General features: G+C 64.3%; 18 protein-coding genes. 14 read left to right on the plus strand and 4 right to left on the minus strand.

The window, feature by feature from the left end; all coding sequences use genetic code 11:
* The first annotated feature begins 75 nt into the window (after nt 1-75).
* The 8 genes from ACP2YP_RS03600 to ACP2YP_RS03635 all read left to right on the plus strand — a co-directional run bounded on the left by ACP2YP_RS03600 (nt 76) and on the right by ACP2YP_RS03635 (nt 6296).
* Complete coding sequence (locus ACP2YP_RS03600; RefSeq protein ID WP_426422302.1) at nt 76-891, plus strand: ABC transporter ATP-binding protein; 816 nt, start codon at nt 76-78, stop codon at nt 889-891.
* Nucleotides 888-1706, plus strand: a complete 819-nt coding sequence (locus tag ACP2YP_RS03605; RefSeq protein WP_426422304.1) for an ABC transporter permease — start codon at nt 888-890, stop codon at nt 1704-1706. Before ACP2YP_RS03600 ends, ACP2YP_RS03605 begins: the two co-directional genes overlap by 4 nt.
* Nucleotides 1706-2695 carry a 2-hydroxyacid dehydrogenase gene (locus ACP2YP_RS03610; protein ID WP_426422306.1) on the plus strand — a complete coding sequence of 330 codons (990 nt, stop codon included), beginning with the start codon at nt 1706-1708 and terminating at the stop codon, nt 2693-2695. The genes ACP2YP_RS03605 and ACP2YP_RS03610 overlap by 1 nt, the downstream gene beginning before the upstream one ends.
* Nucleotides 2695-3387 (plus strand): AprI/Inh family metalloprotease inhibitor, encoded by a 693-nt coding sequence (locus tag ACP2YP_RS03615; protein ID WP_426422307.1) that lies wholly within the window; start codon nt 2695-2697, stop codon nt 3385-3387. Before ACP2YP_RS03610 ends, ACP2YP_RS03615 begins: the two co-directional genes overlap by 1 nt.
* Nucleotides 3388-3537: 150 nt before the next feature.
* A complete protein-coding gene (locus tag ACP2YP_RS03620) occupies nt 3538-3936 on the plus strand; it encodes a YciI family protein (protein WP_426422309.1) in 399 nt (132 codons plus the stop codon).
* A gap of 31 nt (nt 3937-3967) precedes the next feature.
* Nucleotides 3968-5251: an RNA polymerase sigma factor gene (locus ACP2YP_RS03625; protein WP_426422310.1), complete on the plus strand. Its 1284-nt coding sequence runs from the start codon at nt 3968-3970 to the stop codon at nt 5249-5251.
* A 206-nt stretch (nt 5252-5457) separates the two neighbouring features.
* Nucleotides 5458-5832, plus strand: coding sequence for a hypothetical protein (locus tag ACP2YP_RS03630; RefSeq protein ID WP_426422311.1), 375 nt, complete (start codon nt 5458-5460; stop codon nt 5830-5832).
* A 158-nt stretch (nt 5833-5990) separates the two neighbouring features.
* Complete coding sequence (locus ACP2YP_RS03635; protein ID WP_426422312.1) at nt 5991-6296, plus strand: YMGG-like glycine zipper-containing protein; 306 nt, start codon at nt 5991-5993, stop codon at nt 6294-6296.
* A 61-nt stretch (nt 6297-6357) separates the two neighbouring features.
* On the opposite strand, the gene ACP2YP_RS03640 is transcribed toward ACP2YP_RS03635, so the two are convergent.
* A complete protein-coding gene (locus ACP2YP_RS03640; protein WP_426422314.1) occupies nt 6358-6783 on the minus strand; it encodes a tautomerase family protein in 426 nt (141 codons plus the stop codon).
* A 160-nt stretch (nt 6784-6943) separates the two neighbouring features.
* On the opposite strand from ACP2YP_RS03640, the gene ACP2YP_RS03645 reads away from it, so the two are divergent.
* Together ACP2YP_RS03645 and ACP2YP_RS03650 are read left to right on the plus strand one after the other, a co-directional pair.
* A complete protein-coding gene (locus ACP2YP_RS03645; protein WP_426422316.1) occupies nt 6944-7525 on the plus strand; it encodes a TetR/AcrR family transcriptional regulator in 582 nt (193 codons plus the stop codon).
* Between the two features lie 25 nt (nt 7526-7550).
* Nucleotides 7551-7937, plus strand: coding sequence for a VOC family protein (locus ACP2YP_RS03650; protein ID WP_426422317.1), 387 nt, complete (start codon nt 7551-7553; stop codon nt 7935-7937).
* Between the two features lie 25 nt (nt 7938-7962).
* Here ACP2YP_RS03650 and ACP2YP_RS03655 read toward each other — a convergent pair whose 3' ends face one another.
* Entirely contained in the window at nt 7963-8490 is a 528-nt protein-coding gene (locus ACP2YP_RS03655; protein WP_426422318.1) for a hypothetical protein, read from the minus strand.
* A 513-nt stretch (nt 8491-9003) separates the two neighbouring features.
* On the opposite strand from ACP2YP_RS03655, the gene ACP2YP_RS03660 reads away from it, so the two are divergent.
* From ACP2YP_RS03660 to ACP2YP_RS03675, 4 genes are read left to right on the plus strand one after another with little or no spacing between them, the layout of a single operon-like run.
* On the plus strand, nt 9004-9348 hold the full coding sequence (locus tag ACP2YP_RS03660) for an ArsR/SmtB family transcription factor (RefSeq protein ID WP_426422319.1): 345 nt from the start codon (nt 9004-9006) through the stop codon (nt 9346-9348).
* Nucleotides 9349-9366: 18 nt separating this feature from the next.
* The gene (locus tag ACP2YP_RS03665; RefSeq protein WP_426422321.1) at nt 9367-9867 is read left to right on the plus strand and encodes an SRPBCC domain-containing protein; all 501 of its coding nucleotides are present in this window, start codon (nt 9367-9369) and stop codon (nt 9865-9867) included.
* On the plus strand, nt 9860-10420 hold the full coding sequence (locus tag ACP2YP_RS03670; RefSeq protein WP_426422323.1) for a dihydrofolate reductase family protein: 561 nt from the start codon (nt 9860-9862) through the stop codon (nt 10418-10420). Before ACP2YP_RS03665 ends, ACP2YP_RS03670 begins: the two co-directional genes overlap by 8 nt.
* Nucleotides 10421-10473: 53 nt before the next feature.
* Complete coding sequence (locus ACP2YP_RS03675) at nt 10474-10656, plus strand: hypothetical protein (protein ID WP_426422324.1); 183 nt, start codon at nt 10474-10476, stop codon at nt 10654-10656.
* Between the two features lie 136 nt (nt 10657-10792).
* Here the strand turns inward: ACP2YP_RS03675 and radC are convergent, their stop codons facing one another.
* Nucleotides 10793-11506: a RadC family protein gene (gene radC / locus ACP2YP_RS03680; protein WP_426422325.1), complete on the minus strand. Its 714-nt coding sequence runs from the start codon at nt 11504-11506 to the stop codon at nt 10793-10795.
* A 99-nt stretch (nt 11507-11605) separates the two neighbouring features.
* Nucleotides 11606-11992, minus strand: coding sequence for a VOC family protein (locus ACP2YP_RS03685; protein WP_426422327.1), 387 nt, complete (start codon nt 11990-11992; stop codon nt 11606-11608).
* Between the last annotated feature and the right edge of the window lie 239 nt (nt 11993-12231).

Raw genomic sequence — 12231 nt, forward strand, 5'->3', positions numbered from 1 at the left:
AGATGTCGCCGCATCCTTCACCTCTCCCCGATGGGGAGAGGTGAAAGGCGTCCGAAACCCGACAGTCAGCGATCGATGGTAGAGAGCAAAACTTCGCCAACGGTCGAGGCCAGCCTGACCGCGCTTGCCGTCAGCCTGCGCGGCGTGACGAAGGCCTATGACAACGGCGTCATGGCGCTCGGTCCCTTCGACCTCGCGGTCCGCAAGGGCGAGTTCATCTCGCTGCTTGGGCCCTCCGGCTGCGGCAAGTCGACGGCGCTGAGGCTGATTGCGGGGCTCAGCGCTGCGTCATCAGGCACGGTGCGGATGTCGCGCCATGAAGGCCCGGCGCAGATCGGCCACGGCATCGGCTTCGTGTTCCAGGAGCCGACCCTGATGCCGTGGACCAGCGTGCGCGAAAACGTGCGGCTACCGCTGAAGCTCGGCGGCATCCCGAAGGCGGAGGGGCGGACGCGGGCCGATGCGGCGCTGGCGAGCGTCGGGCTCGCCGATTTCGCCGACGCTTTTCCGCGCGAACTGTCCGGCGGCATGAAGATGCGGGTGTCGCTGGCGCGCGCGCTCGTCACCGATCCCGATATCCTGCTCATGGACGAACCGTTCGCGGCGCTCGACGAGATCACGCGCTTCCGCCTCAATAACGATTTGCTCGGGCTGTGGCGCAGCCTTGGCAAGACGGTCATCTTCGTCACCCATTCGGTGTTCGAATCCGTCTATCTGTCGCAGCGCGTCGTGGTCATGACGGCGCGGCCCGGCCGCATCCAGGCCGACATCCGCATCGAGACCGTCGAGCCGCGCGGCGAAGAGTTTCGTACCTCGGCCGCCTATTCTGATTATTGCCGGCGCGTCTCGGCCGCACTGGCGCCGTCCTATTCCGGACAGTTGACGCTATGAGCGCAGAGCCCACCGTCACCGCGAAGCCGTCCGGCGCGCAAAGCGTGGTGCGTTTCGTGCTGCCCGTCATCGTGTTTGCGGCGGGCCTTGCCACCTGGGAGCTCGTGGTCCGCATCCGGGAGATCCCGCCTTACGTGCTGCCGGCGCCGTCGGTGATTTTCCTGACGCTGATCAAGGACTGGTCAGTGCTGTCACAATCGCTCGCCACCACGCTGCTGACGACGCTGGAAGGTTTTATCGCCGCGAGCATCGGCGGCATCGCGCTGGCGCTGCTGTTCAATCATTCGAAATGGGTGGAACATTCGCTGTTCCCCTATGCCGTCGTGCTGCAGGTGACGCCGGTGATCGCGATCGCGCCGCTCTTGCTGATCTATCTGGAGCAGCAGACCGCGGTCGTCGTCTGCGCCTTCATCGTCGCCTTTTTCCCGGTGCTGTCGAACACCACGCTTGGGCTGAATTCGGTCGATCGCAACCTTGCCGGCCTGTTCCAGCTTTATGGTGCCTCGCCGCCGCAAACCCTGCGCTTCCTGAAGCTGCCGGCGGCGCTGCCCTATATTCTCGGCGGCTTGCGCATCGCCGGCGGCCTGTCGCTGATCGGCGCGGTCGTGGCCGAGATCGCGGCGGGAACGGCCGGCGCCGGCTCAGGCCTTGCCTACAGAATTGCCGAGTCGGGCTATCGATTGAACATACCCCGCATGTTCGCAGCGCTGCTTTTGTTGTCGCTGGCCGGGATTGTCATCTATGGGGTGCTGGCGCTAGTTTCCCACCTCGTTTTACGGCGCTGGCATGAGAGCGCGCTTGGAAAGGAAAACTGATGTCTACCGGTTCGATTTCGTCCGACAAGATCGACCTTCTGATCTATGGGCCGGTGCGGCCGATCCTCGAGAACGGGTTTTCCGATCATTTCGTCGTGCACAAGGCCGAGACGCGCGGCGACCTCGAGCGGCTGACACCGGCGATCCGCGAAAAGATCCGCGGCGTGGCGGTGACCTATCACACCGTCCGCGCCGACAAGGATTCGCTGTCGCAGCTTCCCAAGATCGAGATGGTGGCGAGCTTCGGCGTCGGCTACGACCACATCGACGCCAAATACGCGGCCGAGCACAACATCATCGTCACCAACACGCCCGACGTGCTGACCGAGGAGGTCGCCGACGTTGCGATGGGCCTGTTGATCTCCACCGTGCGTGAATTCATCAAGGCTGACCGCTACGTCCGCTCCGGCCTCTGGCAGACGCAGAACTATCCGCTCAGCGTCGGCTCGCTGCGCGACCGCAAGGTCGGCATCGTCGGCATGGGCCGGATCGGCCAGGCCATCGCGCGCCGGCTCGATGCGTCGCTGGTGCCGGTGGTCTATCACTCGCGCAATCCGTCCAAGGACGTCTCCTACAAGCACTACCCCGACCTGATCGAGATGGCGAAGGCGGTCGACACGCTGATGGTGATCGTGCCGGGCGGCGCCTCGACCAACAAGATGATCAATGCCGAGGTGTTCAAGGCGCTCGGCCCGCGCGGCGTGCTGGTCAACGTCGCGCGCGGCTCCGTGGTCGACGAGCCGGCGCTGGTCCAGGCGCTGAAATCAGGCACCATCCTGGCCGCCGGCCTCGACGTGTTCGCGGCCGAGCCCACCGTGCCGGACGAGCTCAAGACCATGCAGAACGTGGTGCTGCTGCCGCACATCGGCTCGGCCTCCGTGGTGACGCGTAACGCCATGGACCAGCTCGTGGTCGACAACCTCAAGTCCTGGTTCGCCGGCAAGCCGCCGCTGACGCCGGTTGCGGAAACGCCGTTCAAGGGGCGCTGATGACCGCTCTTCGGGTCGTTGCATGGCTGATCGCGGCCTGTGTCGCCGCGATCGGCGCTGCGCGTGCGCAGGATGCGACGACCCTGAAGAAGGAGATGGTCGGGCAGTGGGAGCTCTCGACCACCGAGCGCAGCAAGACCTGCGTTGTCACGATCAAGGGCGACGCGGTGGCGCACGGGTTCAAGCTCGAGCTCGAGCCGGCCTGCAAGACTGCGCTGCCTTTCACCAAGGATATCGTGGCCTGGAGCGTGAAAGGCCTCGACATCGTCCGCTTGCAGGATGCGACCGGTGAATCCGTGATCGACTTCACCGAGGTCGAGGCCGGCATCTTCGAAGGCCTGCGCCAGGGCGAGGGCGTCTACATCTTGCAGGATCTCGCCGCCGCCCGCTCGATGGCCAAGTCGATGGACCAGATGATCGGTGACTGGGCGATGGTGCGCGGCAACGGCCAGCCGGTCTGCGGGCTGACGCTGACCAACACGGAAGCCGATCAGGACAATTTCCAGGTCTTCCTCAAGCCGAAATGCGATGCGGCGATCGCCCAGTTCAACCCGACGCAATGGCGGCTGGAGCGCGGCCAGATCATCCTGATGTCGAAATCGGGCGAGGTCTGGCAGTTCGAGGCCGACGACAATGCGCAATGGCGGCGGGTTCCCGATACGGCCGATCCCCTGATCATGCTGCGCCAGTAGGCGCCGGAACGCTTCTGCAATTTTTCCCGTTCCCAATTTTTCCCGTGCCGATGTCGATCCGGCCCCGGCTGGATCGTCATCTGGGTAGCGAGCTGATCGCGCGGCCGAACCGGCCGCGTCTCGCCTCAACAGGAGTTTTGCATGCGCTTTATGTACATCGTCACCTCCAGCCAGCCGATGACCGGCCCGACCCCGGCGCTGATGGAGGCCATGCAGAAGATTTCCGAGCGGGAAATCAAGGCCGGCCGGATGATCGACAATGGCGGCCTGATGCCGCTTGCGACCGGCGCGCGTGTGCGGATCGTTGACGGCGATCTCAGTGTCATCGATGGCCCCTTCATCGAGGCCAAGGAAGTGGTCGGCGGCTATGCCATTTTCGAGCTGCGCGACAAGGCGGAAGCCCTGGCCATGGCCAAGGAATTCATGCAGCTGCACCTCGATCACATGCCGGGCTGGGACGGTACCTGCGAGTTGCGGGCCTTCGCCACGCCGGGCGTCGACGGGGCCTGCGAGGTCGACGCACGGTCCGGGGTAGTCGCGCACGCCTGATGGTGACCACCGCGCCTCCCGGTCGGCGGCGATGACGGCCGCCGACATCGATCGGATCATCCGTGCCACGATTCACGCAACCTGGCGCGTCGTGCAGCCGCGGCTGATCGCGACGCTGTCGCGGATGCTGCGCGATGTGCCGCTTGCGGAAGAGCTGACCCAGGACGCGCTGGTTGCGGCGCTCGAGGCGTGGCCGACCATCGGCGTGCCCGACAATCCCGGCGCCTGGCTGATGACGACCGCAAGACGCCGCGCGCTCGATGTCTTGCGCCGCGGCAAGATGCTGGCGGACAAGCACGACATGCTGGCGCGCGACATGTTGCAGGAGCAGGAGATCGTGCCCGATTTCGATGCTGCGCTCGACGATGACATCGGCGATGAATTGCTGCGGCTGGTCTTCACCGCCTGCCATCCGATCCTGTCACGCGAGGCACGCGCGGCGCTGGCGCTGCGCATGATCTGCGGCTTGACCACGTCCGAGATCGCGCGTGCCTATCTGGTGCCTGAAGCAACCATCTCCCAGCGCATCGTCCGCGCCAAGCGGACGCTGTCGGGATCCGGCCTTGCCTACGAGACGCCGGGCGGCGAGGCTCTGTCAGAGCGTCTCGCCTCGGTGCTGGAGGTTGTCTATCTGATCTTCAACGAAGGCTACCTCGCGGCGCGGGGCGAGGAATGGCTGCGGCCGCAGCTCTGCGACGAGGCGCTGCGCATGGGCCGCGTGCTCGCAGGCCTCGCCCCGGATGAGCCGGAGGTTCACGGCCTCGTCGCCCTGATGGATTTGAACGCCGCGCGGGCTCGCGCGCGCACCGACGCAAGCGGTGATCCCATTCTGCTGATGGACCAGGATCGCTCGCTCTGGGATCGCTCGCAGATCCGTCGCGGCCTGCGCGCGCTCGAACGTGCCCGCGGGCTCGGCGGTGCGGGACGATTTTACGCGCTCCAGGCCGCAATTGCGGCGTGTCACGCCACGGCGGAGACGGCCGCGGAGACCGACTGGCGGCGCATCGCGCAGCTTTACGCCGAGCTGGCGCGGCTGGTGCGCTCGCCGATCATCGAGCTCAATCGCGCGGTCGCGGTCGGCATGGCCGAGGGACCGCAAGCCGGGCTCGACGTGCTTGACCAGATCGCGCCCGCGCCGTCGCTGTCGGCCTATCATCATCTGCCGGCAGTTCGTGGTGATTTCCTGCAAAAGCTCGGACGGCTCGCAGAAGCGCGGCAGGCGTTCGAGGCCGCCGCGCATCTTGCGACCAACGGACGTGAGCGCGCGCTGATGCAGCGCCGCGCCGCGGCGGTTCGTTGCGCAAATCAGGCGTGAGCCGCTCCGGGCGTAGTCCGACGAATGTGGCAGGTCATCGGTGGGCCCATGTGAAGTGGCTTACAGGTGCGGTGCGAAAGGTTGCGGTCAAAGGACGGGACATCAGAGCGACGCACGCGCGAGCGCGCAGTCATCACACGCTGTCCGGGAACCTGCCGGGTGGCCGTCCGTTAGCAACGGAGACGGTCTGCTCAAGGAATCCTGCGATGGCCAAGCGCGTTCTCGCGATCGGCATCGAACCCGGCAATGCCGACTACAGTGCGTTCCCGCAGCTCACGCCGGCGCTCGTCCGCAACCACATCGAAGCGCAGCTCCTGCGCCTGCGTGGTCGCGGCTACGAGGTCACGAGCTGCCTGATCGATCTCGACGTGGCCGCGGAAGCGGCCGTGACGGCCGCGCTACGCGACGAGAGCTTCGATTGCATCGTCATCGGTGCTGGCCTGCGCGAGCCGAAGGAGCGGCTGCTGCTGTTCGAGAAGGTGCTCAACCTCGTCCACCGTCTGGCGCCGCAGGCCGCGATCTGCTTCAACACGACACCTGCCGACACGGCGGAATCCGTGCAGCGCTGGATCGATCCGTAGCCGTGGCCACCGTACCCTCGATCTGAGGCATCGGATGGTCGTCGCGACAGGCTGGTCCCGTGGCGTAAGGGGCGGGAGGCAGCCGAATCCGCGCGATTATTCTGGCCGGGGATCGTCCCAAACGCTATGAATGGCCGCATCAGATGGGAGGATTCGGGATGCTTCGACGTCTTGGAATTGCAGCGTGTTTCGCAGTCGCGATGGCCGTACCGGTCCATGACGCGGTGGCGCAGGACGCTGTCGGCGGCGCCATCATCGGCGGCGTGGGTGGAGCGATCTTGGGCGGTGCGCTCGGCGGCGGCCGCGGCGCCGCCATCGGTGCCGTCGTCGGCGCCGGCACGGGGGCTGCGATCGCCTCCGAAGGCGAGCGTCGCCGGTCCGGCTATTACGCCTATCAGCGCGGCTGCTACATGCAGCGCGCGGACGGCCGCTATGTCCCGGTCGATCCGAGATATTGCTACTGAACAGACTGTGCGCCGGCGCCGTCTCGCACGCGCCGGCGCTGCCATGCCTGATCGCCGCGCCTTAAGCCGTGCTGGCCCGGCTGACTGCGTCGCCAAGCTCGGCATTGGTGTAGGCCTTTCCGCCGATGCCCCACAGGCCATCCACTGCGTAGACCATGTTGACGAAAATCCGCTCGCGCGGATGGTGGCCTTCCGCGGCCCTGAACGCGATGTCGGTGGCCTCCTTGATGAAGCCTGCCTTTTGCGCAGGGCTCGCCAGCGCGAAGGACGGGACTTTCAATTCGACCACGACGATGTCGTTCGACGTCCCTCCGGCGAAGGACCGGCCTTTCGGGACGGTGCTGATCTCGCCGATCACGTTCGGCGTGAGGAACGCATTGCCCGCCAGATCATGATGCCTGAGAAACGAGGCGGTCAGCTCGGCGAACATGGTCTGCTCGGCGGCTGCACTGAAGATGCCATCCGTGGCGACGACGGTGATCGGCATGATTGGAGCTCCCTTCGTGATGTGAGCGCCGCGAACGCCGGCTGCGGTCGCGGCTTGCGATAACATTTCGATCGTTATATAACGACCGCGATTGCATTCGCACGGCGAGGGCGATGCCGTCAACATTAAAATAACGATCGTTATATAAAAAGGTGCGGTGGTGCGATACAAATCCGGACACAAGGAAGAAGCGCGCGCGCGGATGGTGGCGGCTGCCGGCCGCGGCTTTCGCCGCCAGGGTTTTGGCGGCATCGGTGTCGACGGCCTTGCCAAGGAGGCCGAGGTCACCTCCGGCGCGTTCTACGGGCACTTCTCGTCCAAGGGCGAAGCGTTCAAGGCCGCGCTGGTGGCGGGCCTCGAAGAGCTGCGCCAGGGCGTCGAAGGCCTGCGGGCCGAGCACGGCGCCAAATGGGTCGTGGCATTCGTCGATTTCTATCTCGGACAAAAGCGGGTCTGCGAGCTCGGTTCGAGCTGCGCCTTGCAGAGCCTGACCTCCGAGGTGCAGCGCGCAGACGCCGGGATCAGGACCGTGTTCGAGACCGAGATCGAGGGCGTCGTGAACGCTGTCGCGGATGGCTTGCCGGGCCGCTTGCCCAACGACAGGCGCGCGCGCGCCTGGGCGCTGCTCTCGATCCTGTCCGGCGGTGTCACGATGGCAAGGGCCGTCGCCGACAAGGATGTCAGCGCGGCGATCGCGTCTGCGTGTCGCGCGGCTGCGCTCAAGGCCTGTGCCGAGACCTGATCGGCTCAAAAGCGGAGAGCCGCAGATGCAGATGTCGAATTATCTCTTCTTCACGACGCATTGCGAGGCGGCGCTCGCTTTCTATACCGCCTGCGGCCTCGGCAAGGTGACCGAGATCAAGCGCCACGGCGCCACCGGACCGATGCAGGGCAAGGTCCTGCATGCGAAATTCGAAGGACCGGGTCTCCAATTCTACGCATCCGACAATGACGATGCCGAGCCGATGCGCGGCTCGGCGCATATCCTGATGATGGACGACGCGCAGGCAACGACGGATCTGTTCGCGCGCCTCGCCGAAGGCGGTACGATTACGACGCCGCTCGCGATCCAGCCCTGGGGCGACTATTACGGCAAGCTCACCGATCGCTTCGGTGTGCAATGGATGCTGAACTGTACGTTGGCGCACGGTTAGCGCCGAAGACTGCTCGCCGTCGCAATCAATTTCGTCCCGCCTGCGCTTCCGGCATGATCTGGCGCAGCGGCTCCGGTGAGATCGATATCTGGCCGGTGAACGGGCGGTCGTGCGCCGCGATCAGGAGCACCGAGGTGGCGACGCCGGTCGCGAACAGGCCCATCGCAATCGCCGATCCCAGGCGGTTGTCGCAATGAACGAAGCCGATCACCAGCAGCTCGCACAGGGCCTGGAGATACAGGCACCACCATTTTACCGAGTTGACCGAGGCCAGGCTGACGATGATCCGCTGCCGCCGCGCGTCCAGCGCCTGCTCCAGCGCGGCGACGATCTCGTGCTGCGTGGTCTCCTGTGCCCGACCCTGCGGCGTCATGGTGACGACGAGCTGCAGGGCCTCGGCGAGCGCCGGCGGCGTCGCCTTCAGCGAGGCTTCCTGATGCGCCATCTCCGGCCATTCCACCGCGACGGCCTGCCCGACATAGTCACGCACCAGCCCGCGCAGCTTTGCTTCCTGCTCCGCCGGCAGGCCCGCGGCGAGCAGCGTACAAAGCAAAAGCGATCTTCGGACTCCAGCGTCACTCAACATCATCACTGGGCCTGCCGGCGTCCGGCCGCTCACACTGCTATGCCAAGATAGGTGCAGGATAGGTGCGGTATGTAGTGCGTTCGGCGGAAGCCCTTTTCTGCGGGCGTAGGGACCACGGCTAATCCCGGCTACAAATCGGAAAGAGCGAGGCGGAGACTCGCAGCAAAGACGTGCGACGTCATTGGCTTTATCTCGTCGTAACAGATCGTTCTCATCAGCTCCCGCGAAATATATTGCTCGCTGAGGCTTGTCTTACCGTGGAAAGCTCGCTGCAAGATCAGTGATCTCGAAGTCGAGGTTCGCATTCGGCCAACAACTCGTGGCTCACTAGCCCGTGGTGGTCGAGGTTTCTTGGCTTTGACCGAACCATCAACGCCTCGACGCTCCCAATTTCGGCTTCCGGCCGTGTTCGTTTGTTGACACGCCCGCCCGGCTATCGTATTCAACCGATAAGTTATCAACCTTACGGTTTAATACGCCATGCCGACCGATGCGCTTAGCGCCACTCTCTTTGCCCTCGCAGACCCGACTCGCCGCGGCCTCCTGGCCCGTTTGGCGACCGGAGACGCAACGGTGACCGAGTTGGCTGAGCCCTATGACATGAGCCTGGCCGCTGTCTCGAAGCACCTGAAGGTTTTGGAGAGCGCCGGCCTCGTCTCACGCGGGCGTCAAGCGCAGTGGAGACCCTGTCATCTCGAAGGGGCACCACTTCGGGCGGTGAGCGATTGGCTCGACGACTATCGCCGGTTCTGGGAGCGCAACCTCGACAGTCTCGCGAACTATCTGAAAACCGTCCAGCAAAAAGACCCCGGCGAAAAAGCCTGAGCGTCGAAGGGAGTGCAAATGAACATCGTGACGGACATTCCCGCCGGTGATGCGGTCATTGTGATGCGCCGCATCTTCGAAGCGCCGCGTCCGCTCGTCTGGCAGATGATGACCGAGGCCGAGCACGTTGCGAGATGGTGGGGCGGTCCTGGGTTTACGAACCCCGTCTGCGAGATGGACGTGCGGCCCTCGGGCCTTTGGCATCACGTGATGCGCTTTCCCGATGGCACAGAACTCGAGATGAACTTCGTGTTCGTCGAGGTCGACGCTCCCCATCGGCTTGTGTGGCGGCATGCCGATCACGGCACCCGTCAAGGAGGGCCGCCCGTCTCGGTTACGACAGTTACGCTTGAAGACCTGGGCAACCAGACCGCTTGGGAAATGGTCACGCGCTTCGAGTCGATTGCGTCTCGCGACGTCGCCGTCGGGATGGGCTTCACCAAGCCGATCGCGGCGAGCACCGATCGCCTTTCCGACTACCTCAAAACCGTCAACCGAGGAGAGTTTCCGTATGCCTAAACTTAGCGTCTTCAACAATGTGTCCCTCGACGGCTGTTTCACTGATGGCCAAGGCGACATGAGCTGGGCTCATAAGAATGATCAGGAGTGGCTCGATTTTACTCGTACCAACGCGCGGGGCGGCGGAACGATGCTGTTCGGCAGAGTTACCTACGATTTGATGGTTCAGTTCTGGCCGACGCCAATGGCGATGCAGAGCATGCCAGCGGTGGCAGAGCGGATGAACAATCTCCCCAAGGTCGTATTTTCACGCACTCTCGATAAGGCAACCTGGAACAACACTCGCGTCGTGAAGGACGACCTGGTGGGGGAAGTGCGTCGGCTCAAGAATGAGCCCGGCGATGATATGGTCATTATGGGCAGCGGAACTATCATTTCCCAATTGACCGAGGCCAAGCTGATTGACGAATACAAGATCGTCGTGGTGCCGGTCATTCTTGGAAGTGGGCGCACGATGTTTGAAGGCGTCAGCGGTAGGCCGACCCTTAAGTGCACTTTGTCGCGAACCTTCGAAAATGGGAACGTGTATCTCTGCTACGAGACCGCCTTGTAAGAGCGGACAAGGCGCCGGAATATGCGTCCTCTTCGAAACGGCAGATCTCGGTCGTGTTCTTCTTCGCGCGGACGAAGAGCGCTGCCGGCTTCGGCTTTGCGGGAGTGACGACATGCCTCCTGATCTGCGCCCGCGAGGCCGCGCCGCTGCGCCTGTCAGGAATTGCTACGGCCGCGGTGGCCACCGTCGGCTGGATCGGCATGGGTGTTGGCAGCTATCAGGCCGGCTACTTCTAACAGATGGCAAATGGCCGCCCTGTCAGCCGAACGGGCAGTCAACTCACTGCGCGCGCGTGAACGATCTCGCGCGCCTCGACTGGTTCTATCCGGCGGGGATTCGTAACGGCGCTCTGCGAGGAGCGCAAGTCGGAGCCTAGATCAACCGCATGCCGCGCAGACTTGTATGCCCGCTCCTGCCCACGATGATGTGGTCGTGCACGGCAATCCCGAGCGGCTTTGCGATCTCGATGATGGCTTTGGTCATCTGGATGTCCGCCTGCGACGGCGAGGGGTCGCCGCTAGGGTGGTTGTGCACCAAAATCAGCGCGGTCGCCGACAGCTCCAGAGCGCGCTTGATCACCTCGCGCGGATAGACCGGCGTGTGGTCGACGGTGCCGGTCTGCTGCACCTCGTCGGCGATGAGCTGGTTGCGCTTGTCGAGGAAGAGCAGGCGAAACTGCTCCCTGTCGGCGAAGGCCATGCTGGTGCGGCAATAGGCGATCACCTCGTTCCAGGACGACAGCGCGTTGCGGCTGTTGACCTCGCCCTTGGCGACGCGGTGCGCGGCCGCCGCAATCAGCTTGAGCTGGTTGATGGCGGCTTCGCCGACGCCGTCGATCTCCCGCAACCGCGCCACCGGCGCGTGGACGACCTCGGCGAACGAGCCGAAGATCTTGATCAGCGTCTTCGCCAGCGGCTTGGTGTCGCGCCGCGGCAGCGCCGGAAACAGCGCCATCTCCAGGAGCTCGTAGTCGCTGAGCGCATCCGCGCCGGCGCTGTAGAAGCGCTCGCGCAGCCGCTCGCGATGGCCGAGATAATGCGGCGTGTCCTCGGGCTTGCTGTCGTCGGCGTTGGTTTTGGCGGGCATCAGCCATAACCATGCCGTACGGCGCGCGTTTTGCAACCAAGAAGTGTTGCGCTTCGGCGGCTGGCCTTTCAGGCTTCCGCCGAAGCGTCAGTCAGTCCGCTACGACGCGAGCCCGCCCGGCGGCATGCAGACTTCGATCAGGATATTGCCCGGGGCCGAGCAATAGAAGTGCGGCACGCGAATGCCGCCACCTCTTTCCATGAACGCGATCTTTTTCGGGTTGAGGCCGGCTGCCGACAATTCGGCGTGCTTGGCCTCGATTTCACCGACGGTGTCATAATAGAAGCCGATATGGAAATTGGCGGGATAGTCGGCCGGTTCGTCCTTTTTGCCGCGCATCAATGTGAGGATGAAATCCTCCTTGTTGCGCAAGACGACGAGCGCGTCGCCGCGCCCGGCATAGGGTGCGAAGCCGAAGAAGCGCTCGAAGAAGGCGGCAAGGGCCGGGACGTCCGACGTCGCCAGGTTGAGATGTTGCAGTCGCATGGATGCTCTCCGTTCAGGGTGAAAGAACGGACGAAACGAGATCCCACGCTGATGCGGCGGCCGGGTTGACACGGTGACACGACACCCCGGTCAGCGTGACGATCACGTCACTCTGTCCGGCCGTGGGTCCTACCGTGGATACGGTGGCAGAATTCCTGAGGTCAGGAACAGGCCGGGCTTACCAATCCGGCCATGCCTTTTTCGGCGCGACTTCAATAGCAGGAATGCCCTGCTGCGGC

It is taken from the genome of Bradyrhizobium genosp. A, from assembly GCF_049949275.1.
GTDB lineage: Bacteria > Pseudomonadota > Alphaproteobacteria > Rhizobiales > Xanthobacteraceae > Bradyrhizobium.